The organism is Bacteroides mediterraneensis, assembly GCF_016900355.1.
Taxonomy (GTDB): domain Bacteria; phylum Bacteroidota; class Bacteroidia; order Bacteroidales; family Bacteroidaceae; genus Phocaeicola.
The window spans coordinates 50,450-73,825 of sequence record NZ_JACJKA010000003.1 but is presented as its reverse complement, the minus strand read 5'-3'; the positions used below and the strand labels follow the sequence as shown (position 1 = coordinate 73,825).

At 48.5% G+C, this 23,376-nt stretch carries 19 protein-coding genes; 10 read left to right on the top strand and 9 right to left on the bottom strand.

Features of this window, described 5'->3' with window-relative positions:
* The first annotated feature begins 108 nt into the window (after nt 1-108).
* The 3 genes from H6A28_RS03230 to xseB are packed head-to-tail and all read left to right on the top strand — an operon-like array spanning nt 109 to nt 3,010.
* The gene (locus H6A28_RS03230; protein ID WP_204478816.1) at nt 109-1,500 is read left to right on the top strand and encodes a S8 family peptidase; all 1,392 of its coding nucleotides are present in this window, start codon (nt 109-111) and stop codon (nt 1,498-1,500) included.
* Nucleotides 1,490-2,791, top strand: coding sequence for an exodeoxyribonuclease VII large subunit (gene xseA, locus H6A28_RS03225; protein WP_204476495.1), 1,302 nt, complete (start codon nt 1,490-1,492; stop codon nt 2,789-2,791). The genes H6A28_RS03230 and xseA overlap by 11 nt, the downstream gene beginning before the upstream one ends.
* 9 nt (nt 2,792-2,800) lie before the next feature.
* Nucleotides 2,801-3,010, top strand: coding sequence for an exodeoxyribonuclease VII small subunit (gene xseB, locus H6A28_RS03220; RefSeq protein ID WP_022353962.1), 210 nt, complete (start codon nt 2,801-2,803; stop codon nt 3,008-3,010).
* 50 nt (nt 3,011-3,060) lie between these two features.
* Here xseB and H6A28_RS03215 read toward each other — a convergent pair whose 3' ends face one another.
* Nucleotides 3,061-5,223: a S46 family peptidase gene (locus H6A28_RS03215; protein WP_204478814.1), complete on the bottom strand. Its 2,163-nt coding sequence runs from the start codon at nt 5,221-5,223 to the stop codon at nt 3,061-3,063.
* Nucleotides 5,223-7,394, bottom strand: coding sequence for a S46 family peptidase (locus H6A28_RS03210; RefSeq protein ID WP_204476497.1), 2,172 nt, complete (start codon nt 7,392-7,394; stop codon nt 5,223-5,225). Before H6A28_RS03210 ends, H6A28_RS03215 begins: the two co-directional genes overlap by 1 nt.
* A gap of 170 nt (nt 7,395-7,564) precedes the next feature.
* On the opposite strand from H6A28_RS03210, the gene H6A28_RS03205 reads away from it, so the two are divergent.
* The gene (locus H6A28_RS03205; RefSeq protein WP_204476498.1) at nt 7,565-8,260 is read left to right on the top strand and encodes a DUF4369 domain-containing protein; all 696 of its coding nucleotides are present in this window, start codon (nt 7,565-7,567) and stop codon (nt 8,258-8,260) included.
* A 64-nt stretch (nt 8,261-8,324) separates the two neighbouring features.
* On the opposite strand, the gene H6A28_RS03200 is transcribed toward H6A28_RS03205, so the two are convergent.
* From H6A28_RS03200 to H6A28_RS03180, 5 genes are read right to left on the bottom strand one after another with little or no spacing between them, the layout of a single operon-like run.
* On the bottom strand, nt 8,325-9,062 hold the full coding sequence (locus tag H6A28_RS03200) for a lysophospholipid acyltransferase family protein (protein ID WP_204476499.1): 738 nt from the start codon (nt 9,060-9,062) through the stop codon (nt 8,325-8,327).
* Entirely contained in the window at nt 9,059-10,246 is a 1,188-nt protein-coding gene (locus H6A28_RS03195) for a metallophosphoesterase (protein ID WP_204478812.1), read from the bottom strand. Before H6A28_RS03195 ends, H6A28_RS03200 begins: the two co-directional genes overlap by 4 nt.
* 19 nt (nt 10,247-10,265) lie before the next feature.
* Nucleotides 10,266-11,171, bottom strand: coding sequence for a vitamin B12 dependent-methionine synthase activation domain-containing protein (locus tag H6A28_RS03190; protein WP_204478810.1), 906 nt, complete (start codon nt 11,169-11,171; stop codon nt 10,266-10,268).
* Nucleotides 11,172-11,181: 10 nt separating this feature from the next.
* The gene (locus tag H6A28_RS03185) at nt 11,182-12,522 is read right to left on the bottom strand and encodes a dihydroorotase (protein WP_204478808.1); all 1,341 of its coding nucleotides are present in this window, start codon (nt 12,520-12,522) and stop codon (nt 11,182-11,184) included.
* A gap of 11 nt (nt 12,523-12,533) precedes the next feature.
* Nucleotides 12,534-13,280, bottom strand: coding sequence for a polyprenol monophosphomannose synthase (locus tag H6A28_RS03180; protein ID WP_204476517.1), 747 nt, complete (start codon nt 13,278-13,280; stop codon nt 12,534-12,536).
* Nucleotides 13,281-14,072: 792 nt separating this feature from the next.
* Here H6A28_RS03180 and coaW point away from each other — a divergent pair.
* From coaW to H6A28_RS03160, 4 genes are all read left to right on the top strand, one after another.
* Complete coding sequence (gene coaW, locus H6A28_RS03175) at nt 14,073-14,912, top strand: type II pantothenate kinase (protein ID WP_204478807.1); 840 nt, start codon at nt 14,073-14,075, stop codon at nt 14,910-14,912.
* A 67-nt stretch (nt 14,913-14,979) separates the two neighbouring features.
* Nucleotides 14,980-15,474: a Fic family protein gene (locus H6A28_RS03170; RefSeq protein ID WP_204476515.1), complete on the top strand. Its 495-nt coding sequence runs from the start codon at nt 14,980-14,982 to the stop codon at nt 15,472-15,474.
* Nucleotides 15,475-15,692: 218 nt separating this feature from the next.
* Nucleotides 15,693-15,956, top strand: coding sequence for a hypothetical protein (locus H6A28_RS03165; RefSeq protein WP_204478805.1), 264 nt, complete (start codon nt 15,693-15,695; stop codon nt 15,954-15,956).
* A 620-nt stretch (nt 15,957-16,576) separates the two neighbouring features.
* Complete coding sequence (locus H6A28_RS03160; RefSeq protein ID WP_204478804.1) at nt 16,577-17,521, top strand: retroviral-like aspartic protease family protein; 945 nt, start codon at nt 16,577-16,579, stop codon at nt 17,519-17,521.
* Nucleotides 17,522-17,901: 380 nt separating this feature from the next.
* On the opposite strand, the gene H6A28_RS03155 is transcribed toward H6A28_RS03160, so the two are convergent.
* Complete coding sequence (locus H6A28_RS03155; protein ID WP_204478802.1) at nt 17,902-20,064, bottom strand: tetratricopeptide repeat protein; 2,163 nt, start codon at nt 20,062-20,064, stop codon at nt 17,902-17,904.
* 708 nt (nt 20,065-20,772) lie between these two features.
* Complete coding sequence (locus H6A28_RS03150) at nt 20,773-21,594, bottom strand: helix-turn-helix domain-containing protein (protein ID WP_022053127.1); 822 nt, start codon at nt 21,592-21,594, stop codon at nt 20,773-20,775.
* 165 nt (nt 21,595-21,759) lie between these two features.
* Here H6A28_RS03150 and H6A28_RS03145 point away from each other — a divergent pair, with 165 nt between their 5' ends.
* Nucleotides 21,760-22,800 carry an aldo/keto reductase gene (locus H6A28_RS03145; protein WP_204398342.1) on the top strand — a complete coding sequence of 347 codons (1,041 nt, stop codon included), beginning with the start codon at nt 21,760-21,762 and terminating at the stop codon, nt 22,798-22,800.
* Nucleotides 22,797-23,372, top strand: coding sequence for a cyclophilin-like fold protein (locus tag H6A28_RS03140; protein ID WP_204474332.1), 576 nt, complete (start codon nt 22,797-22,799; stop codon nt 23,370-23,372). Before H6A28_RS03145 ends, H6A28_RS03140 begins: the two co-directional genes overlap by 4 nt.
* Nucleotides 23,373-23,376: the final 4 nt, after the last annotated feature.

Here is a 23,376-nt window from a genome sequence, read left to right as displayed (position 1 = left end):
AATTGTTATTCAGTAATCTTTAGATTTTCTAAAAAATCGGGCAAAGGTAAGTTTTTTTCCGCAATCAGGGAAAACTTTGTGTATCTTTGCGCTCCAAAAATAAACGCTATGTGGATGAAATTGAACAGAGTAGGAATATTCCTTTGCCTATTGGCCTGCTTGGGGAGCGCTTCAGCAGAAACGATGTATAAATACCGGGTCCAGCTTACGGACAAAAAAAAGACTACTTATTCGTTGGCACATCCGGAGGACTTCTTGTCTGCACGGGCCTTGGCACGTCGGGCGCATCAGGGATTGGCGGTCGATTCTACGGACTTGCCGATATGCCAGGCGTACATCGACCGTTTGAAGGAGCAGGGGGGACAGTATGTGTTGTCCAGCAAGTGGAACAATACGGTACTGATGGAAGTGCCGGATGAGTCGGTGGCCCTCCGTTACCTGGATAATCCTTTTGTTCGTTCGGTGAAGAAAGTCTGGACCTCTCCCGATTCCATCCCTCCGAGAGTGGCTCACCGGAAAGACCTGGTGAAAAATCAATGGAAGAAACAAGACGATTATTATGGCATGGCTTCCAGCCAGATAAAAATACATAACGGAGACAGTTTGCATCTGGCCGGTTTCAAGGGACAGGGCATGCAGATTGCCGTCATCGATGCCGGTTTCTTCAATGTGGATGCCATGAAAATCTTCCGTAAAACGTCTATTTTAGGCACGCATGATTTTGTGAATCCGCATTCGGACATTTACGGCGAACACAATCACGGGATGAAGGTGTTTTCGTGCATGGCAGCCGATGTGCCGCACGTAATGGTCGGTACGGCCCCGGAAGCCAGTTACTGGCTGTTGCGGAGTGAGGACAATGACACGGAGCAGCCGGTGGAAGAAGATTATTGGGCGGCTGCGGTCGAGTTTGCCGACAGTGTGGGCGTGGATATCGTGAATACGTCGCTGGGATATTACTCTTTTGACGACCCGGTGGATAACTATACATACCGTGAACTGGACGGGCGTACTTCCCTGATGGCCTCTTCGGCCTCGTATGCGGCGAAGAAAGGATTGTTGGTAGTGTGCAGTGCCGGAAACTCAGGCATGGATACCTGGAAAAAGATTACGCCTCCGGCGGATGCAGACGGCATTTTGACCATCGGAGCGATAGACAATATGGGAGTCAACGCACCTTTCTCTTCCATCGGTGATACAGCTGACGGACGTATCAAACCGGATGTCATGGCGGTAGGCGTGCATTCAGCCGTGGTAGGCGTGAATGGCGGTACCTCTTTTGCCAATGGTACGTCGTTTGCTTCTCCCACGTTCTGCGGACTGGTGGCTTGTCTGTGGCAGGCTTGTCCGTGGTTGACGGTACCTCAGTTGATTGAGATTGTGCACAAGGCCAGCGACCGTAGTGCCTATCCGGACAATATTTACGGTTATGGCGTGACCGATATGTGGAAAGCCTATCAGATGGGGTTGAAATTGAAAACGGACGGTAATGGAAAATAAGCCTTTGTCTTTGCTGGAACTGAATTCACTGGTCAGGAGGAGCATCACTTCCTGCTTGCCGGATGAATATTGGGTGCAGGCGGAACTGAGCGACGTACGCGTGAACTATTCCGGCCATTGTTACCTGGAGTTCGTGCAGAAAGACGCGACGGGCAATGCCCTGCTGGCCAAGGCCCGGGGTATTATCTGGGCGAATGTATTCAGTCGGTTGCGGGCGTATTTTGAGCGGGAAACCGGTCAGGCTTTTGTGTCGGGACTGAAGGTGCTGGTCAAGGTGACGGTCGATTTTCATGAGCTGTACGGCTATTCGCTGACGGTGGTTAACATCGACCCGACGTACACGTTGGGCGATATGGTACGCCGCCGCAAGGAGATTCTGCGTCGGCTGGACGAAGAAGGCATCCTGACACTCAATAAAGAACTGGAACTGCCGGTGCTGACGCAACGCATTGCCGTGATTTCATCGGCTACGGCGGCCGGTTATGGCGATTTTTGCAACCAGTTGCAGCACAATGCCTTCGGCTTCGTGTTTTATTCTTGTCTTTTTCAGGCGGTCATGCAGGGAGAGCAGGTGGAGCAGTCCATCATTCAGGCCCTCGACCGTATCAATGCCACGCGCGACCTTTGGGATGTGGTGGTCATCATCCGAGGGGGAGGAGCCACATCCGACCTTTCCGGCTTTGACACTTACGAGCTGGCAGCAAACTGTGCCCAGTTCCCGCTTCCCATTATTACCGGAATCGGGCATGAACGCGACGATACCGTATTGGACCTGATTGCCCATACGCGGGTGAAGACCCCGACGGCCGCCGCCGAGTTCCTGATTAACCACTTGCGGCAGACGGCCCAGGAGCTGGAAGGATACGAAGAAATTATTTATGAGGAAGTTCCCCGCTTGTTGCAGCAGGAGAAACAACGGCTGGAAGCTTTTGTGACCCGTATTCCCGGACAAGTACAGATGCGGTTGCAGCGGGAAAACTTCCGGCAGGAACGTTTTCAGAACCGGATAAAGACGGCCTGGCAGTCGCGTTTGTTGCAGGAAAACTACCGTTTGCAGCTGATGCCCCGTGTACTTTCTGCCTTGCAGAACCGGGTGCAGCGTGAAACGCATCGGCTGGAACTGTTGGCGCAACGGGTGTCTTCCGCTTCGCCGGAAGTCTTGCTGAAGAAAGGCTACAGCCTTACCTTGCTGAACGGAAAAGCAGTAACAGACGCTGCTTTGTTGAAACCGGGGGATGAAGTGGAAACCCGTCTGGCAAAGGGGCGGTTCAGAAGTAAAGTAATCAAATGAAACAATGATATGGCAGCAAAGAAAGAAACCTACTCAGAGGCCATGAAGCGCCTGGAAGAAATCGTAGCCCGCATTGAGAGCAACGAATTGGATATTGACCAATTGGGTGAGTATCTGCAGGAGGCGCAGAAGCTGATCAAGTTCTGTAAGAACAAATTGTATAAAGCCGATGCGGAAATCAAGAAGATTCTCGAAGAAGAAAGTGACGCACAAGCTTAATACAAAAAAGCCAGACCGGAAAGTCTGGCTTTTTTATTGAATGAATCGAATTATCGGATAAGGGTCATTTCCTTGAGCAGATGGCCTGCACCCGCAAACTTGTCGATGATGAACAAGGTGTAGCGGATGTCCACGCAAGCGGCCCGTTGCAGTTGAGGATTGTAGGCGATGTCGCCTGTCAAGCCTTCGTAGTTGCGGTCGAATGCCGTACCGATGAGTTCTCCTTTCGCATTGAAGACCGGAGAACCTGAGTTACCGCCCGTGTTGTCGGTAGCAGTGGCAAAGCAGACCGGCATACGTCCGTCGGGCATGGCGTAAGGACCGAAGTCTTTCTTTTCATACAGTTCCTTCAGTTTGGCCGGTACCACAAATTCCGGATTGTTCGGGTCTTCTTTTTCCATCACCCCTTTCAGGGTCGTATAATACAGGTATTCTTTTCCATCGGCCGGTTCGTAAGAACCAATTTTTCCGTAGGTCAGACGCAGGGTCGAGTTGGCATCCGGATAGATAGGCTGTCCGTGTGCCTTTTTCAGTTGCAGCATACCTGCCACCCAAGTTTTGTGGGCTGCATTGTAGGCATTGGTCTCTTCCTGCATGGCATCGCTCGTAGCCTGGTAACCGTTGCGGACAGATGCGGCGTATTTCACCATCAGGTCGTTCTCCAGTTGAGTGGCATCCGGATGTGCCAGAAAGGCTTCCAGTGCTTCCGGGCTTCTGAAGATGGACCGGTCGAAGCAAGCGTCTACAAAGGCATCCGTATTTCCCTGGAAGTCCTTGTCGATGGTTTGGAAGATGTCAATCCGTTGGGCTGTCGGAATCAGTCGGGCATACAAGGCAATGAGCTGCTTGGATACCTTGCGGTCCACTTCCGGATTGTAGTCCTTGTTGAAGAACTTCTTTCCGGCTTCTCTCAGGTCGGCTACCGCTTCGTCAATGTCTTTTTGTTTCTGGCTTTCCAAAGCCGCTTTCAATGCTTCCGTATCCGGCACCTTAAAGAATTCCGTACCTAACATCAGGGCCTCGTAGATGGCTTGCTGGTGATAGATTGCCTCATGACGCTGTGCCACAATCTGTTTGATGGTCTCGTAAGCTTTCCGGTAGCTGTCGTTGCCGATGGAGTCGCCGAAGGCCAGCAGTTGCTGCTGTTCCCGTTTCTTACGGTCGAGCACCTTCAGACGTACCAGTCCTTCGTTCATGCCGATGGCGTTCTTCCAATAGTTGGCCGATGATGCATACTTGGCCGCATACTGGATGCGCGTGTGCGCGTCCTTGGCCATTTCTTCGCCCAACACCCGCAAGCGTACGCCGCGGATGGTGTCGCGCATGAAGTTGGTAGTCTGCATACGTTCTTCCACTTCGTCGCTGATCATGTAGCGCCAGTTGCGTCCGGGGAATCCCATGACGAACGTGAAATCACCTTCTTTCACCCCTTTCAGGTTGATAGCAATGTGTTTCTTCACTTTCAGCGGCACGTTGTCCGCACTGTATTCAGCCGGTTTGCCGTCTTTGCTGGCATAGATGCGGAAGATAGAGAAGTCTCCGCAGTGACGCGGCCACATCCAGTTGTCGGTGTCCGCTCCAAACTTTCCGATGGAAGAGGGAGGAGCTCCCACCATGCGTACATCCTTGTAGGAAGTCTTGACAAACAGGTAGTATTTGTTGGAACCGTAGAACGGTTTCAGTTCCAGGGTAGTGAATTCGTCGGTACGGATGTGTTCTTTCTTGGCAAACTTTTCGGCCACTCCCGCCAGGAAAGACGGAGAAAGATAATTTGTTCCGTCCGGGTCTTTCGACTTCTTCAGCTGTTTCTGCACGTATTCCGTCACGTCGAGTATCCGGTCGATGAAGGTCACCTTCAGTCCTTCGCAAGGAAGTTCCTGTTCCCGGGTCATGGCCCAGAAACCGTCGGTCAGGTAGTCATGTTCCACGGAACTGTGGTGTTGGATATACCCGTATCCGCAGTGGTGGTTGGTCAGTACCAGTCCCTCGGAAGAGATGACTTCTCCGGTGCATCCTCCGCCAAAGTGCACTACCGCATCTTTCAGGCTGACATTGTCGGGACAATACACCTTGTCAATGGCAATGTCCAGTCCCAAGTCCTGCATCACAGCCGCATTCTGCTGCTTCAGGTCGGTCAGCATCCACATACCCTCGTCCGCATGAGCGGCGAGGGTGAATGTGGCAAATAAAGTGAGTAAAAACTTATGCTTCATTATTCTACGATGGTCATTTCGTCAATCAGGTTCTTGCAACCACCTAACTTTTCTACGATGAACAGCACGTAGCGGATATCTACGGCGATGCAGCGCTGGAGGTTGTTGTCGAAGTTGATATCGCCGGAAAGAGATTCCCAGTTGCCGTCGAAGGCCGCTCCAATCAGCTCTCCGTTACCGTTCATCACCGGAGAACCAGAGTTACCGCCGGTAATGTCGTTGGTGGTCAGGAAGCAGGCCGGCATTTCGCCGTTCGGCAAAGCATAGCGTCCGTAGTTCTTGGTAGCATACAGCTCTTTCAGTTTGGCCGGTACCACGAATTCCGGGTTGTTCGGGTCTTCTTTTTCCATCACACCTTTCAGGGTAGTGTAGTATTTGTAGTGTACACCGTCTTTCGGGTCGTAAGATTTCACGTTACCATAAGTCAGACGGAGAGTGAAGTTAGCGTCCGGTGCTTTCGGAGTCGGTGCATACATTTCGCAAAGACCGCGTACGTAGGTTTTGTGCAGCAGGTTGATGTCGCCGTTAGCCTTGTCCAGCTGGTCAGACAGTTCCTTGTATTTCTTGGTGATAGCATTGGCATATTCAGCCGACAAATCTTTTTCGATGGCTTCTGCGGTCGGATTTTCGATGAACGCATTGAAATTCTTTTCGTTGGCAAAGATGCTGTTGTTGTAGAGGGCATCTACATATGCATTGTAGTCGCCATTGAAAGTCGTCTTGATGGTCTGATAGAAATCAGGCAGGGCTTCAGCCGGAACCTTTTCAGCATACAGCGGAATCAGGGCTTTTGCCACTTTCCGGTCTACTTCATGGTCGTAATCCTTGTTGTGGATGTCGGCGTAGGCTTCCTTCAGGGTTTCGACGGCTGTTTCGATGTCTTTTTTCTTGTTCTTTTTCAGTGCGGCAGCCAGATCCTGCAGGGCTTTCATCTTGGAGCTGCGTGCAAATTCGATACCGCCTCTGAAAGTTTCGGTGAAATACGTCAGCTGGGTGCGGAGCGGAGTCACGCGTTTTACGTACTCATCAATTTTACCGACTACAGCCTCATAGTCTGCATTCTGTTTTTCTTTGGCAAAAGCAGCGAATTTGGCTTCCTGGTCAGCCTTTGCTTCCAACACGTGGTTGTCTACGATGGCCTTGTTCATACCGATGGAGTTTTTCCAGTAGTTGCTGGAACCGGCAAACTTGCTGGCATACTGGATACGTACCTTGTCGCTGGCTGCCATTTCCTTACGGAGAATATCCTGACGGACTTCACGTACGGTGATACGCGGAATGTTGGTACCTTCCATGCGCAGACGTACCTCGCTTTCGGTCAGGTAACGGCTGGTGCTTCCAGGGAATCCCATGATCATGGCATAGTCGCCTTCCTGCAATCCCTTCAAAGAGATGGTCAGGTACTTCTTCACTTTCAAAGGCACATTGTCCTTGCTGTATTTAGCCGGGTTTCCGTCTTTGTCGGCGTAGATACGGAACATGGAGAAGTCGCAGGTGTGACGCGGCCACATCCAGTTGTCGGTTTCTCCACCGAACTTACCGATAGATGAAGGGGGAGCAGCTACCATACGGATGTCGCTGTAAGTCTTGATGAAGAACAGATAGAATTTGTTTCCTGCATAGAAAGGAAGTGCCATGGCAGAAATACCGGGTTTTCCTTTCAGATCACTCTTTTTCAATTCTTCGTCTGCCAGTTTCTTGAGGTACTTGCTTCCGAAGGATTCCGTTTCACTGATTTTGCCTTTCTGGATGTCTTGGTTTACTTTGTCGGTCACATCCACGATGCGGTCTACAAACTTGAAGGTCAATCTCGGGGTCGGCAGTTCTTCCTGATAGCTCTTGGCCCAGAAACCGTCGGTCAGGTAATCGTGTTCCACGGAACTATGTTGTTGGATGGCACCGTAGCCACAGTGATGGTTGGTCAGAATCAGTCCGTTGGGAGAAATGATTTCGCCCGTGCAACCACCTCCGAAGATTCCTACAGCATCCTTCAAGGTAATCTGGTTCGGATTGTAGATTGCCGTGATGTCCATTTTCAAGCCTTGCGCTTTCATTCGGTCGGCAAGGTTCTGCTCCTGCATGAGTTGGAGCAACCACATTCCTTCGTCGGCTTTCGCCGGAGAGAAGACGGCACAAATAAGTGCGAGTGCGAGTACTTTTAGCTTTTTCATATTGTGATGATGTTAATTCAAGAGCACAAAAATAGCAAAAAAACGTATATCGTTTTCATCTGCTTACATTAAAAGGTAATAAACCACTATCTTAGTATAAATTTTGATAATTTATTTCGGCTCATCCTTGAAAGATTATACCTTTGCCCACAAATTTAAACGGTTGCAGCATGTATAAACTTTATTTTTTTCTGTTGTGTGCACTGCTCTGCACTTCTTGCAGTAAGAAATATAAGATAGAAGGTACTTCATCGGTTTCAATGTTGGACGGCAAAATGCTTTTTATAAAAATCCCAGTGGGTGATAGATTGGTCAACATTGACTCGGCTGAAGTGATTCATGGCTTATTTGAGATGCAGGGGAAAGTGGATTCTACCGTACTGGCTTCTTTGTATATGGACGATGACTGTATTATGCCTTTAGTGATAGAACCAGGACATATTGCCATACAGATTGACAATGCGGGGATCACAATTAAGGGGACTCCATTGAATGATTGTTTCAATGATTTCGTGATGCAGAAAAATTCACTGGATGATCGTGCATACGAAGTGGAACACGAAGAAAGCCGGATGATTATGGACGGAAAAGACTTGCAGACCGTTCATGAAGAAATCCAGAAAAAACGAGACCAGCTGTCGGAAGAGATGAACCAGCTGACCAAGACTTTCATTCAGGACAATTACGAGAATGTACTGGGTCCGGGAGTCTTTCTGATGTTGGGCAACAGCCTGCCTTATCCGCTTCTAACCCCGCTCATGCAGGAGATTATAGAGGGGGCGCCCGACTCGTTCAAGAATAATTACATGATACAAGAGTATGTGTCGGTGGCGCGCGAGAATATGTCGCATGCCCCTTTTCATTAAAAAAATAATCGGGTAGAAAGAAACCGCTTTCTACCCGATTATTGTTTATGCTCTTTTCTTTTCCTTATTTTCTTCCTTTGTATTCTTCCGGCAGTCCCTTTTCGATGGCCTGGTAAGATTCTTCCATCAGCAGGGCAAGGTTTTCCTGTCCTTTGCCTTTCGGATAAATAGGTTCATGGATGGTCAGTTTCAGCGGATGCCAGGAAAGCAGTTTGCCGGTACGCGGCAGAATGTTGAATGAGCCGTTGATGGTCATGGGCACTACAGGCAGTTGCAGCTGGTCGGCCATGAGGAACGCGCCTTTCTTAAATTCATTCATGTGTCCCGTAAAAGTTCTTCTTCCTTCCGGGAATACCACGAGCGAAGTACCTCCCTGCAAAATCTTTTCCGCCCGTTTGATGGTTTCGTACACTTTTCGCGGACTGGATTTGTCGACGAAGATGAAACCGGCCGATTCACAAGCCTTTCCCACGAAAGGAATGTTGCGCAAGCTTTTCTTCATCATCCACTTGAAGTTCCGTCCCAAGAATCCGTAAATCAGGAAAATATCGAAAGCTCCCTGGTGGTTGGCCAGAAACACGTACGAGGTCTTGTGGTCGATATGCTGATGGCCTTCTACCTTGACGGGGATTAAAAACAGGAAACAGGTAAGCTGCGACCATATCTTGCCAGGATAATATCCCCAAAAATGGCCGTTCCCGAGCCAGCATCCCAACATGGTGATGAGTGCCGTCAGAATGGTTAATACGATAAAAATGGGTAGTCCGATACAGATTTGGTAAATGATGTATAAGAATCTCATAATTTGATAGAATTATTTTGAGGGTTAGTTGAATATGCTTTTTTCAAGGTGATGACCGTGATTTCCGGCCAGGCTCCCAACCGCATGGGGAAGAGCACATAGCCCAGTCCGATGTTGACATACAGTCCGCGAGGGCCTTCCAGATACAATCCCCGGTGTTCCGGATAGATGAACCGGGACACGGAGAACCCGAACAGGCTGATCTGCATATCGTGGGTGTGTCCCGACAAGGTCAGTTGTACGGAGGTGTCAGGCAATACTTTCCGCCGCCAGTGGGTCGGGTCGTGGCTCAGCAGCACCGTAAACATACCGTCGGTTCCTTTCAGGGCCTTGGGCAGGTCGCCCCGGTCAGGGAAGGGAGGTTTACCGCTGTTTTCCACTCCTGCCAAGGCGAGAGAGTCTTTCCCTTTGTAGATAATGTGCGAATCATTCAGCAGCATGTGCCAGCCCATACGGCCTTCACGGGCAATCAGGCTGTCCACATTGGCCAGACGGGCCTGTTCGTTTTCCCATCGGACATACGTTCCGTAATCGTGGTTCCCCAAGACGGAATACACGCCGTCGGGCGCTTTCAGCTGGGAGAATATCGGCATGAACTCCAACAGTTCATCGGCCCGGCTGTTCACCAGGTCGCCGGTAAATACGGCCAAGTCAGCTTTTTGTTGGTTACAGAGGTCGATGGCTTTCTGGAGTGCTTTGCCGTTCCCTTTCCAGCTTCCGGAATGGATGTCCGAGAGTTGCAGGATGCGGTAGCCGTCGAAAGCGTCCGGAAGGTCGGGCGAACAGAACGTCACCTCCTTCACCTGAAAATATTCCTTGCCTTTGATGGCACCGAACAAGATGTATCCTAAGATGAGTACCGCGGGCACCAAGGAGATGCTGCCGTGAGGCAGGTGGCAGCGGAACAGTTTCTGGAGTAGTCTCAGCAAAATGCTGACCAGCATGAAAATCGTTTTCGGGATGGTGACACACAAGGCCACAATCAGGTACGTGCCGAAGTAGTCATGCAGTGAGTTGTGCCCTATCAGGAATACAATCAGTACGGCAATCAGGACGAGGGTAGGCCACCAGAATTTTTTCTTCCATTTCCGGTACGGTCCATCCGACAGATAGGTCTTGCAGATGTACCAGTCGGGTAGGAGGAACAAGGCCAGAAACAGAAGGGAAACTCTTAGTAGAATCATATGGCTGGATTTGAATAGGTTAAGATTGTAAGTTGGCGGCCAGGTATTTCCGCAACACATCGGGACTCATTTCCCGTCGTGCGGCATAATCCATGAGCTGTTCCTCGTCGATTTTTCCCACGGCAAAATAGCGGGAAGCCGGATGCGCGAACATCAGTCCGCATACCGATGCATGCGGTTGCATCATCCCGTTCTCGGTGAGGCGGATGCCGATGCGTTTCATGTCGATGAGGCGGTCGAGCAGGAAGCTGACCGAAATATCCGGCAGGGAGGGATAGCCCACGGCAGGACGGATGCCCTGATAGTCTTCGTTCAGAAGCTGCTTCATGGTGAGGTGCTCGTCTTTGGCATAGCCCCAGACCTCCTTGCGCACGGTTTCGTGTATCTTTTCGGCAGCCGCTTCCGCCAGACGTTCTCCCAGCGTCTTGATGAGCAGAGCCTGGTAATCATCGTGCAGGAACTCTTCTTCCATGGCCGGGTCGATGGTGGTGGCAAATCCCCCCACCGTATCCTTGATGCCCGATGAAAGCGGGCGTACAAAGTCGCTCAGGCAAAGAAACGGGTCGTCGGGGCGTACACGGGTCTGCTGGCGGAGCAAGGGGAAAAAAGTTCCATCCAAGATCAGGTTGTCGCCGTCGGCATTGGCCTCCATGAGGCGGTAGATGGCATAGACGTGATATTTCCCATCGATGTGGTTGAGCATGCGCACAGCCTCCTTATGCAATTGCATGGCTTCGGCAGCCTTGGCACGGTCGGCTTCCGGAAACGAAGCCAGCCAGCCGGCCCGGCAGGCATCACAGCCATGAATGTCGGCAATGGTGGCAAAGCGAGGCTGGAATCCCCACGCGTGGAAAAAGTAAATCCAGTTGATGTACTCGGCCAGGTCGTGTATGTCGTATTGGACGGTAGTGATGTCTGTTTTCATACGGCTTTTCTTATCGTTCAAACTTCAGGGCTTGTCCGCGGTGAGCTTTGTCCACTTTTCCATTCTCATAAACCACGGCCCCGTTGACAAATGTTTTCTCTACTTTCCCGTGGAACGTGCGTCCTTCCATCGGGCTCCAGCCACATTTGCTTTCAATGCAGTCGGGCGTGACGGTCCATTCCTTGTGCGGATTCAGCAGTACCAGGTCGGCCTGATAGCCCGGACGGATGAACCCTCTCCGGCTGATTTGGAAAAGCTGGGCAGGGGCGTGGCACATTTTCTGTACCAGCTGCTCCATCGAAAGCAAGCCTTCGTGCACCAGTTCGTAGATGCTCACCAGCGAGAACTGCAGGGTAGGCATGCCGGATACCGCTTTCAGCGCACCGCCTTGTTTCTCCGACAGCAGGTGAGGTGCATGGTCGGTGGCAATCACGTCAATCAGGTTCGTGGTCAGTGCCTTTCGCAGGGCATCGCGGTCGGCTTTTGTCTTGATGCTCGGGTTGCATTTGATGCGGGCACCCAGGCGGGCATAGTCCTCGTCGCAGAACATCAGGTGCGATACGCAGGCTTCTGCCGTAATCTTCTTTTCAGTCAGCGGACGGTCTTCAAACAGACTAAGTTCACGTGCCGTACTGATGTGCAGAATGTGCAGGCGGGCTCCCGTTTCCTTGGCCAGTGCCACGGCCAGTGAGGAAGAACGATAGCAAGCCTCCTCATCGCGTATCAGCGGATGGAAAGAGATGTCGAGGTCCTCTCCGTATAATTGTTTATAGTGTTCGGTATTCTGACGGATGGTATTCTGGTCCTCGCAATGCGTGGCAATCAGCATACCCGCTTCCGAAAATATCTTTTTCAGTGCCTCCATGCGGTCTACCAGCATGTTGCCCGTGCTGGCCCCCATGAAGAGCTTCACGCCGCACACCCGGGTCTTGTCCAGTTCCTTGAGCAGGTGCGTGTTGTTGTTGGTCGCTCCGAAGTAGAACGAATAGTTCACGATACACTTGGTGGCGGCATCCTGAAACTTGTTGTTCAGTGCTTCCAGGGTAGTGGTCTGCGGATTGCAGTTCGGCATATCCATGAAGGCCGTCACTCCTCCGGCAGCGGCAGCGGCTGTTTCAGAAGCCATATCCGCCTTCTGCGTCAGTCCCGGGTCGCGGAAATGTACATGGTCGTCTATCACTCCCGGCAGCAGGAAGCATCCCTCTGCGTCAATCTGTTCGTCACAGTCGGCAGCAGGTTTTCCGTCTCCTTCAATGATTCCCTGAATCTTTTCTCCTTCCACCACTACGGACCCGGCAAAGCGCCGTCCCTCGTTTACAATGATTGCATGATGTATCCACGTACGTTTCATAAGCACTGTTTTCAATTAGAGTTCTTGGGGTATTTCTTGAACCAGCTGTCCCATTTCAGCTGGATGACACCGAACACGGCTTCTCCGAAAATGCTGCTGTTCATCTTGGAAGTACCCAGCTCGCGGTTGATGAAGATGACAGGTACTTCGGTAATGTGAAAACCGCATTTGTAGGCCGTGAACTTCATTTCAATCTGAAACGCATAGCCTTTGAAGCGGATGTGGTCCAGATGAATGGTTTCAAGCACTTTCCGGCGGTAGCAGACAAAGCCGGCAGTGGTGTCGTGAATGGGCAGACCGGTGATGAATTGCACATATTTGGAGGCAAAGTACGACATCAGTACTCGGCCCATCGGCCAGTTGACCACATTGACCCCGCTCACGTAGCGTGAACCGATGGACACATCGGCACCGTCGTCGTGACAGGCCTTGTAGAGCCGGGGCAGGTCGTTGGGGTTATGGCTGAAGTCGGCATCCATCTCGAACACATAGTCGTATCCGTGTTCGATGGCCCATTTGAATCCGGTGATATACGCGGTGCCCAGTCCGAGCTTGCCTTTCCGTTCAATCATGAACAGGCGTTCGGGGAACTCGTTTTGCAGCCGGCGGACGATGTCGGCCGTGCCGTCGGGTGAGTTGTCTTCGATGACCAGGATGTGGAAACATTTTTCCAGTCCGAATACCGCCCGGATGATATTTTCGATGTTTTCCTTCTCGTTGTAAGTAGGAATTATCACAATACTGTCACTTGTCTGCATGGTATTTTTATATATGTCGTGCAAATATACGCATAAAATATGGATTCCTTTTCTTGGCAGGTTTTTTTCTTCACAGGGGGCCTGTTTTTGGGGAGGGCCGGCTTGTCGGGGTTGACGGGGTTGCCACCCATTTTTTCAAACTTTATATATACAGGTGTGGAAACAAGTCATTTGAGTCTGTTTCCACACCCTACTATATAAAAGTTTACAAACTACCTGTCAACCCTGACAACCCCGACAAGCTTTTTTCTCTTCAGTTAGGAAAATGCTCTTGTAAGATTCTTTTTATCAGCAGTTTACGAGGAAATGGATTTTATGGTTTTCTCCATTCTGGGGTTGACAGGTTTGTCGGGGTTGACGGGTTGTCAGGCATTTTTATAACTTCTATATATACGGGTGTGGAAAAATACAACTTTTATATTTTTCCACACCCGTATATAGGAAGTTTAGAAAACCGGTGCCAACCCGTCAACCCGTCAAGGTTGGGATGGATTTGGGGGGTCTGGCTGTCTTGAAACGCAAGTGCGTTTTGCCTGAAACACAAGTGCGTTTTACCTGAAACATAAGTACGTTTGAGTTGGAAGACAAGTACGTTTTGCCTGAAACGCAAGTGCGTTTTTTCGGATTCTGTATGAGTGGTGAAAAAAGAATTTTCACATTCTTTAAAGGAGAAAGTCCATGAGAATTTAATCTAATTTTTTATTAAAAAAAGAAGACGACGTACCTGTTTTCACGAAAAAAGTTTGTAGACTTGCGCCCATATTGTGAAAATTAAGATTTGGAACTAAAGTTATGATTATAGGAATCGATGTAGGAGGAAGCACCACCAAGATTGTCGGTGTGAAAAACGGGTGCATCAGCCATCCGATGTTTGTGAAAGCGGCCGACCCGGTCACTTCCTTGTTCGGGGCTTTTGGCAAATACATATACGACCACTCCATTCCGCTCTCGGAGGTGGAGCAGGTGATGCTGACCGGAGTGGGAAGTTCGTACATCCAGCAGCCTTTATACGGATTGCCCACTGCCCGTACGGACGAGTTTATCGCCAACGGACTGAGTGCGCAGTATGCCACCGGACTGGACAAGCTGATGGTGGTGAGCATGGGCACAGGCACTTCCTTCGTGCGGGTGGAGAATGAGGAGATTCGCCACGTGGGCGGCATCGGCATCGGAGGTGGTACCTTGATGGGCTTGTCGCGTCTGTTGCTGCATACGCAGGACATTCTGTGGGTATCGGAACTGGCGGAGAAAGGCGATTTGCGGAACGTGGACTTGCAGATTCAGGACATTTGCCGGACATCCTTGCCCGGCCTTCCCTTGGATGCGACGGCTTCCTTACTGGGCAAACTGGACAACAATGCCTCGCCGGAAGACCTGGCCTTGGGCTTGATGCACATGGTGTTGCAGTCTATCGGGCAGGCAGCCGTGTTGTCGGCTATGGAGATGGGAATCCGCGATTTCGTGCTGATTGGCAACCTGACGCAGCTTCCCCAGTGCCGTCCGGTATTTGAAACCATCGGGCAGATGTACGACGTGCGTTTCATCATTCCGGAATATGCCGAATACCAGACAGCGATAGGTGCGGCGTTGGCTTATATCAAAAAAATAGAAACCAGTCTGGTAAGGGAATGAACCTTATCGGACTGGTTTCGGTCAAATGAATGTGAATGCTTACCGTAATCCCATTATAGCCGAGGCTATGAAGATTATGAAATATGTCAACATGTTTAATCGAGGTGTGAGCCGGGTACAGGAGTTTTTGGCGGAAAATGGTTCTCAGCCTGCTGTATTCAATATTGATAAGTTGACTGTGTTTGAGGTAATAGTAAAAGATGCGAATGCCACGGACTTGGAACGAAGTTGTTACGAACTCCGCACGAACTTGGAAACTCATGGTGATGAGTATGTAAATATGTTTAAGCGATTGATATTCAGTTTGAAAGATGTTGATTGTAGTGCTAATGAAATTCAACTCCGTGTGAACTCCGCACGAACTCCGCATGAACTCCGCATGAATTCCGCACGGGCTTTTATGAAAAATATTCTAAAACCGGCCATTGCCATGAAGTTGGTAGAACCTCTTTATCCGGATAAACCGCATCATCCTAAACAGAAGTACAGGCTGACAGATCTTGGAAAAACAATGATGACTATGTGGGACAAAGAAGAAAAGTCCTGTAATAAAAAAGACTGAAAAATTGGAGAAAACAAGGTTATAATAAATACATCTATCGGCGGGCAAACTAAGATTGATGTCAAGTTGGATGATGACATTTTGTGGCTTGCACAAGCGCAGTGTGTGTACTGTACCAGACCAGTAAATCGAATGTCAGTGAACATATTAAGCATATCTTTAAAGAGGGGCGTTAGACGAAGAGATAGTTGTTCGGAAATTCCGAACAACTGTTTCGGATGGGAAATCATAAAATACCATATTTTATAGTTGGAAATTATGCACCGGACTGGGCCATTGCCATGGAGGTAGATGGAATAAAGCATATTTTCTTTATTGCTGAGACTAAGGGCTCGATGGCCTCTATGGAGATAAGGGGGATAGAAAAAGCAAAGATAGAGTGTGCCGAGAAGTTGTATAACTCTATCTCTACAGCCAAGGTAAAGTATCATAAAGTGACTTCCTATAGTGACTTGTTGGATGAAATAGGCAAAGAGTGTTAATGCTGGCAAGAAAGAATGGCAGAAAAGAATTTTGTTTGCAAGGATTTCATCGAGTTTTCTAATTGAAAAGTGTAAACTAAAAAGGGACATTCAATAAATAGAATAAAATTAGCCAGCTAATTCATACACAAAGTGTTGCGGATTAGCTGGCTTTTTTATTCTTATCTCTAAATATGGTCCTTATCAGATTGGCAATAGCCACAGTAAAAGCATAAAACAAACAAGGTTTGATAATACTTTTTGTTGAAGTTTCTGTGAGCATATAGTACATTGACATCATTCCGAACAATGCAAAAAAGTCCCTAAAAAAGAGTGATGTATATTTATATATTTTTTGAATCATATTCATTGATAAATAGGGGGGATAAAATAAACAGTGTCACGTATTATTTTTCTATAGGAAACTCATCGGTCGGGGAACAGCCAGTGCCAAAGGGTAGACCCCCATCCCGATGGGCGTAAAATTACAATATTTATACCAGTCTCCAAATTGGGTACTATAAAATATGGGGTGAAAATGGGAAATAAGGGATTTAAGTTTGAATCGTAAGCATTTATCTGAATACTTACACAAAAAAACAGTATCTTTGCCGGACCGAACTTTTGAAAGAATTAAGAATATGAAGAAAATATCTTTGCTGAGCATATGCTTCCTCTGTCTGTTGAGTCTGTCGGCTTGGGCAGAAGTAATTCCGGTCGACACGATACCTTTTGAACTGGGTGCCGACAACCGTCTGTATGTGACAGTCTATATTAATGGGCAGGACGACCGCCCCCTGCGCTTTCTGCTGGACACGGGAGCGACGGATGTGGTGCTCAATTCCAATTCGCCGCGCACCGAAGGGCTGGCTGCCTTTACGGGAAGTGAGGAGAACAATAGCGCCAATTCGGTGGAAACCATCCCTTCCACAGAGCCCTCTCAGGTGGTGAGGATGGGCAGCCGGGCCATTTCCGGCTTGGAACTGGTAGCTATTCCTTATCCGCCCGATGCCTTGGACGGTGTGCTGGGGCTGTCTTATCTGAGGAACTTTGATGTCCGTATTGATTATCGGCGGAAATCCATCTTCCTGTATGAATTGGGCGACGGGCAGAAGGCGGCATCGGACAAGGCTGTCAGGCTGAAGATGGACTATCGTCTGGGAGTGCCGGTCGTTCCGGTCGGCGTGCGTGTTGGCGGAGTGGATTATCTGGTGTCGGTAGAGGTGGATACCGGTTCCGACCGTGTGTTCGATCTCAATACACCTTTCGTCCGTCGCAACGGCCTGCGGGGCACACAGAAACCATTTGCCATCTCGCGCATAGCCGGTACGGTGAAGGACGGCGATGAACTTCAGAATGTGTACTTCGATTCGGTAACACTGGGAGATGCACTGACTTTGCCTCGCATACCCGGTGCCTTTTCTACGGTGACAACGGGTGTACAGGCCAGTGACGCGATGGACGGCGTGTTGGGCAACAACTTCCTGCAACGTTTCAACCAACTCTATGACTTCAAGAACAATTATCTCTATCTGGAGGTGAACGACCGGCTCTACACTCCTTTCTATGACTTTCTGGTTCGTTGAACAGGAAGTTCACATCCTTGTGACAGGAAAACTACAAACTGAGTGCATCAGTTCTCTTTCAGTATCTTCATCGCCACGTCCATGTATCGTGTGATGTCGGTCGTAAGCTCGCGGTTGTACACGTCGCAACGTTTGCGGCACAGTTGTTTCATCATACGAGATATAGTTAATTCATGAATTATCCAACTTGAAGTATAGTTCATTGGAGCCCTATAAAAAAGAAAAGTAGCAAGAGAATACAGGGAATCTATTGCTACTCTCAAATGGATGAAGAAGTCTGGCACAAAGAAACCGCGCACGGATGGTTCCAACGGGTTCTTATGCACAGCATCTGCTTGGCCTATCTACAAGATACCATTTTTTGCTCTCGGGCATCAGTCTTATGCTTTTCGCAGAATATCCGCAATCAGGTAAATCTGACTTTCCGCCACCTTTTGTGATTCCAGGGCCGCTTTGTCGGCCAGGAACAAGGCAATGAAGTCCTCTTCCGATTCACATCCAGCCTGGGCCTTCCGATAATGGGTGAGCGCCTGGGGGATGTTTCCCATGGCCAGGTAGACGTGTCCGGAGTTCAGCCAGTCGTTCACCTGTGGAGTTTCCAGTGCAAGCAGTTTCTCGTAGATTCGGAGTGCCTCTTCGTATTTTCCGGACATGAAATAGCACCAGCCGATGGCCCGGCGTGCTTTCTCCGGATGGGTTTCCATGAATTCCACCTTGTAGAATACCTTAATGGCTTCCGGATAATTCTTCAGTGCCGCCAGACATTGTCCGGTCTGCATCAGAAGATGCAGGTTGTCAGGGTCGGTCTCCAGTACTTTCCGGTAGAAGGTGGCCGCCTGCGCATACTCTCCCGACAGCTTGTAGCATTGCGCCAGTTGTTTGAGGGTCCATGCATGGTTGGCTTTCAAGGCATCTGCCTGCAGGTAAGCCCGGATGGCCTTCTCGTAGCTCTTGTCTTTCTGATAAGCGAATCCTAATTTCTGCCAGGTCTCGGTGTGGGCCGGATCTTTTTCAGCCAAGGTTTCATACAGGTGGGCCGCTTCCGTCATATAACCTTTGGAGAACAGGTAGCCGGCAATCTGTCCGTGATACTCCCCTTTCAGCAGCAAGGGGCGCAACAGGTCGTTGTTCCAGAAATCCAGCTGGTCCTTGAAGATGTCGTGCATCTCCTGTTTGAATCTCCACAGCTTGTAGAACCGGTACAGGTTGTGGATGTATTGTCGCTGGAGGGCATTGAGCTTTTGTTCTTCCAGCATCTGGTTCAGCTCGTTCTGGGAGGGCATTATCTCGTCTCCGCTCAGCTTGGAACGCATGAGGGTCTGCTGGTCCTGAGGCAGTGACTGCAAGGCCAGGCAGAAAGAGAATTTGTCGGAGTCACAGAATGCCGGAGAGTTGACCATCAGACCTAACAGGGACTTTTCATTGAGGGGTGTCCCTTTGTAGATTTTGTACAAGTCGGGCACTTTCAGGCTGAACAGATAGAACCAATGTGCCGCTTCCTGGAAGAACGGGAAGGTCTTCAGCTGGGAGAAAGCCATCATGTAGGTATCGGCACCTTCCATCTGCAGTTCCCCGAGTTCGTGTATTTGCTGGTTCATCTGCTCCATGTCTTTTTTCCATTCCGGATTCAGGTCTTCCAAGTCTTCCATATCGATGACCTTCAGTTCCGGATCGCGAAGTTTCGGGTTACGCATGATGTGAGGAATGATTTCCTCTCTCATCTTCTTATCGATTTTCTCCGTTTCGCGGGAAAGAAGGAAAATAATCTGTATGTCGTGCAACTGTTTCAGGGCCGTGGCATCGTCTTCCATCAGTTTCAAGGCAGAAACCAGTTCCGGATATAGGCGCACACGGTCTGACTGGAAGTAAGTGGCCAGGGCGATACCCGTCAAAGCCCGTTGCGTGACGGTCGGTTCCGGGTCTTGCTGATAGGCAAAGAGCAGCAGCAGGAATTTCCGCTGGTCGAAAAGTTGCAGCAGGCTCAATGTGACGGCACTGACCATCACTGCCCGGTCGTTGGCGGCCATGGAGGAACTGGACAACAGGTTGCGGGCCTCCTGAAGTTCCTCTTCACTCCATTGGGTGGAAGCCCATATCTTGTTGAACAGTTCGTCGACGGTGTTTTGGTGCAGGGTATAGTTCTGCAGCACCTGGTTCTCTTCCTCCGGAGTCTGCGGAGTGAAGGAAGGCTGCTTGGCTGCTTCCAGCATGAAACCGATTTCCTTGAAGGAATGGGCCGGTGTCTGGGCAAATTTCCGGAATTTGTCGGCAAAGTAGCCGTAGGCCTTTTCCTGCTCTTTCAGAAAATAGGTTTTGTCGGCCAGCTCATATCCCTTGCATAGCAATTGCTGGTAGATGGCTTCACGCTGAGGGTCTTGCGTACCCATCTCCGTATATTGAAGCATATAGTGGTAAGTGGTCTGCTGAGCCTCAATCTGCGACTTCAGTTCCCAGTTGTTGAGTGTCTCGGCAGCCTCCTTGATTTGGGCAAAAGCTTCTTTTAATCTTTTCTCGTTTAAAAGTTGAATGATTTCCTTGTGCATAATTTCTTTTCTGTCTCTGTCCTTTTGAGACAAAAGTAATAATTATTTCTTGTTTTTCACTTTTTGAGGGGGGATAAAAGAAAAAACAACACTTTCTGGAAAATTTATTTATACCTGATATTGAGTGGGTTAGGATTGTGTTCGACACTTTTGCTCCGGAAAAAGGAATTTTTTTTCTTTTCCGGATAGGGGTTTTCTTTCCAGGCTGCGTTATGAAGATGAAATAACTTAGCTAAGTGGAACAACAGAAAAACTAAACGCAAGACTTTTCAAGGATAGGATTTGAATAAGAATTGCATATTATTTAATGATTAAAAACTGGAACTTATGAAAATTAAATTTATGTAATATTTTTGGAAGAATCACATAATCCGCTAAGAATAAAAAGTTTATGCGAATCATCAAAAAACGAGGTAACGAGTTGGCAACAACTATTCTTCCTAAATGCGAATCATTATCTATCAGTTAATTGTGAGATGCTATTTTAAAAATAGGTAATGGATTTGTAACGTGCTAACTTCTGTATTCTTCATCGCTTTGAAGTGGGGTGATTAGCATAATGCAAAGCTAATCATTTTTTTGTAATCTACAAAATCTTATAAAGTTAATCTGTTAATTTGTTGTTATACTGCATACTGCTTTCCTTTTTAGACAAACAAGGAATTTATATAGTTGTGGAATTCGCATAACAAATTATGTCGCCAAACATTATCCATGTGATGTCAGACCTTCTCTGTATTCAGAGGGCGTGACTCCCAACAGGTTCTGCACATATCTGCAAAAATAAGGCAAGGAAGAAAAGTTGAAATTATCCGAAATGGTTTTCAATGTTAAATCTTTCTCGGCAAGCAGACGGGTAATTCCAGTAATGGTGAATCGGCTTATCCAGAAGTTCGCACTGAATCCGCTGGTTTTCTTGCATATTTCAGACAGGTATTTTGGGGTGATGAAGAGCTGTGATGCGTAGTAGGACACTTCACGATGCCGTACATATTCACCGGATTTTAACATGTCGATAAATCGTGTCAGAATGGCTGCCCCCTGTTTGCTAATCTGTGGATTTTCGTAGATTCGGGCATGGAAATCATAAATATCCAGACAGAAAGCCATCGTGAGACAACCTACCAATTCATCGTGGAAATGATGGTCTGTTCCCGTGTATCTACGCTTTATCAGATTGACATCTTCCATGAATACCTCCCGTTCATGCTCAGTGAGCGGAAGCACGGGATTGCGGAGCAGGGTCAGTTTTCCTATCACATCATAATCATTCTTAGGCATGTTCTTTAAGGCATATTCGCCTAAAAGGTAAAGCACCGTCACGCGGAAATCATCAGAAACAGACATATCTGTAACCAATTCTCCATGAGTAATCACGATACAATCGCCCTTTCTCATCCTAAACGGTTGTCCTGCCAAGTGGAAGGAGGCTTCTCCCTCATGACAAAGCGCATGGGTGACATAACGGTCTATCTCTTTGGAGGCCATAAAGCTGAAATCATCCGCAAAAAGAATCTCTTGTGCTATCATACATTCTCATATTTTTGGGTACAAAAATAATGAATAATCAGAAGAGTGATTAAGGAGTATGTCCTAAAAAACAGAAAAAAGTATAATACAAGCCGACATCTGTTTATAAGAGTTTTAGGTAATGTCCAGTAACTTTGCATCGTAAATTAAAAATAGCGTAATATGATGAAGAAAAGAAAAATCGGAAGTTTGGAAGTGTCTGAAATAGGCATGGGGTGTATGGGATTCTCACACGGGTATGGGAAAGTGCCCGAAGAAGCGTATAGTATTGAAGCCATCCGCAAGGCGTATGATTTTGGCTGTACGTTCTTTGATACAGCGGAAGTATATGGTGATGTGGTGTTCTATCCAGGACATAATGAGCAACTGGTGGGCAAGGCGGTCAAAGATTTCCGCAAAGACATTGTATTGGCAACCAAATTCTTCCTTCATCCCGATGAACTGGCGGACGGCACAAGTATCTACGAAGCAACGCGTCGTCACTTGGAAGCATCCTTGAAAAACTTAGACACGGATTACGTGGATTTGTATTACCTCCATCGTGTCAATCAGGATGTACCTTTCGAGGAAGTGGCCGCAGTCATGGAGAAGCTCATTCAGGAAGGCTTGATACGTGAATGGGGAATGTCGCAAGTGGGAGCGGACACTTTAGCCAGGGCACACGCCATTACTCCTGTCGCCGCCGTGCAGAACCTTTATTCGATGGTAGAACGTGATTGCGAGAAAGACATTTTCCCCTATTGTCTGGAGCATGACATAGCGGTTGTCCCGTTCTCGCCGATAGCCAGCGGATTCCTTTCAGGCAAAATCAAGGCGGACACCGAGTTCGAGAAAGTGGACGATGTGCGCAAATTCGTACCGCAACTGAGCAAGGAAAACATCATAGCCAACCAACCCATACTGGACATCTTGGCTGAGTTCTCGGAAAAGAAACATGCCACCAATGCGCAAATCTCTTTAGCATGGATGCTCCACAAATATCCCAACGTGGTGCCCATCCCCGGGTCGAAGAACCAAGAACGTATCTTGGAAAACCTCGGAGCGGCCAATGTGGAACTGACCGATGACGAATTCCGTAAGTTGGAAACCGCCTTGAATGCCTGCACGGTATATGGACATCGTGGTCATGTGGAAACGGAACAGGTGGACTTCGGGAAAAATTGGGAAGACGAAAAGAAAGGACAGAATAAAGAAAACAAACAATGAAAAGACTTATCAGGCTGTCAATGGCAGCATCCGCATTGACTGTCATCCTTTTGTTGGTCAGTTCCATGCAGAGCCAATCATTGAAAGCCAGTTCAAATGAAAACATTAAAATTGAAAAAAGCATGAGACAAGAAAGGAAAAAGGCATCGGATGATGCCAATATGCAGAAAAGCGACAAAGACCTTGCCACACGGGTTATAGAAACAGGAACCAAAGTAACTCTCCATTTTGGAGAAACCGCCATCCCTGCCACGATAGGAAATACGAGTGCAGCAAAAGCATTGTTAAGCAAATTACCTCTGCACGTGAATGTAAGCCGATATGAGTTCGACCTCTGTGGCACCATGCATCCGGCACTTCCTTACAAAGAGGACGAAAAACGGTATGGCTGGCTGAACGGAGACATCAACTTTGTGCCGGACGGGAATTGGTTTACCATCCTCATCGGGCATGAAGAGGAGTCTGAGGCATACGGAGAACAAGTTAATTTAGGGAAAGTGGATTGTCGGCTGTCTGAAATTGAAAAACTGCATGGCAGCTTCAGCGTCCGGATAGAGCTTGCCAACCAATAAGACA

Excerpts from the sequence above, each read along its gene's own strand:
- H6A28_RS03155 (WP_204478802.1), bottom strand. The coding sequence starts at position 20,064 with ATGCACAAGGAAATCATTCAACTTTTAAACGAGAAAAGATTAAAAGAA.
- H6A28_RS03150 (WP_022053127.1), bottom strand. The coding sequence starts at position 21,594 with ATGATAGCACAAGAGATTCTTTTTGCGGATGATTTCAGCTTTATGGCC.
- H6A28_RS03140 (WP_204474332.1), top strand. The coding sequence starts at position 22,797 with ATGAAAAGACTTATCAGGCTGTCAATGGCAGCATCCGCATTGACTGTC.
- H6A28_RS03145 (WP_204398342.1), top strand. The coding sequence starts at position 21,760 with ATGAAGAAAAGAAAAATCGGAAGTTTGGAAGTGTCTGAAATAGGCATG.
- H6A28_RS03180 (WP_204476517.1), bottom strand. The coding sequence starts at position 13,280 with ATGCAGACAAGTGACAGTATTGTGATAATTCCTACTTACAACGAGAAG.
- H6A28_RS03170 (WP_204476515.1), top strand. The coding sequence starts at position 14,980 with ATGAAGATTATGAAATATGTCAACATGTTTAATCGAGGTGTGAGCCGG.
- H6A28_RS03195 (WP_204478812.1), bottom strand. The coding sequence starts at position 10,246 with ATGATTCTACTAAGAGTTTCCCTTCTGTTTCTGGCCTTGTTCCTCCTA.
- coaW (WP_204478807.1), top strand. The coding sequence starts at position 14,073 with ATGATTATAGGAATCGATGTAGGAGGAAGCACCACCAAGATTGTCGGT.
- H6A28_RS03200 (WP_204476499.1), bottom strand. The coding sequence starts at position 9,062 with ATGAGATTCTTATACATCATTTACCAAATCTGTATCGGACTACCCATT.
- H6A28_RS03215 (WP_204478814.1), bottom strand. The coding sequence starts at position 5,223 with ATGAAGCATAAGTTTTTACTCACTTTATTTGCCACATTCACCCTCGCC.
- xseB (WP_022353962.1), top strand. The coding sequence starts at position 2,801 with ATGGCAGCAAAGAAAGAAACCTACTCAGAGGCCATGAAGCGCCTGGAA.
- H6A28_RS03210 (WP_204476497.1), bottom strand. The coding sequence starts at position 7,394 with ATGAAAAAGCTAAAAGTACTCGCACTCGCACTTATTTGTGCCGTCTTC.
- H6A28_RS03190 (WP_204478810.1), bottom strand. The coding sequence starts at position 11,171 with ATGAAAACAGACATCACTACCGTCCAATACGACATACACGACCTGGCC.
- H6A28_RS03160 (WP_204478804.1), top strand. The coding sequence starts at position 16,577 with ATGAAGAAAATATCTTTGCTGAGCATATGCTTCCTCTGTCTGTTGAGT.
- xseA (WP_204476495.1), top strand. The coding sequence starts at position 1,490 with ATGGAAAATAAGCCTTTGTCTTTGCTGGAACTGAATTCACTGGTCAGG.
- H6A28_RS03165 (WP_204478805.1), top strand. The coding sequence starts at position 15,693 with ATGGGAAATCATAAAATACCATATTTTATAGTTGGAAATTATGCACCG.
- H6A28_RS03230 (WP_204478816.1), top strand. The coding sequence starts at position 109 with ATGTGGATGAAATTGAACAGAGTAGGAATATTCCTTTGCCTATTGGCC.
- H6A28_RS03205 (WP_204476498.1), top strand. The coding sequence starts at position 7,565 with ATGTATAAACTTTATTTTTTTCTGTTGTGTGCACTGCTCTGCACTTCT.
- H6A28_RS03185 (WP_204478808.1), bottom strand. The coding sequence starts at position 12,522 with ATGAAACGTACGTGGATACATCATGCAATCATTGTAAACGAGGGACGG.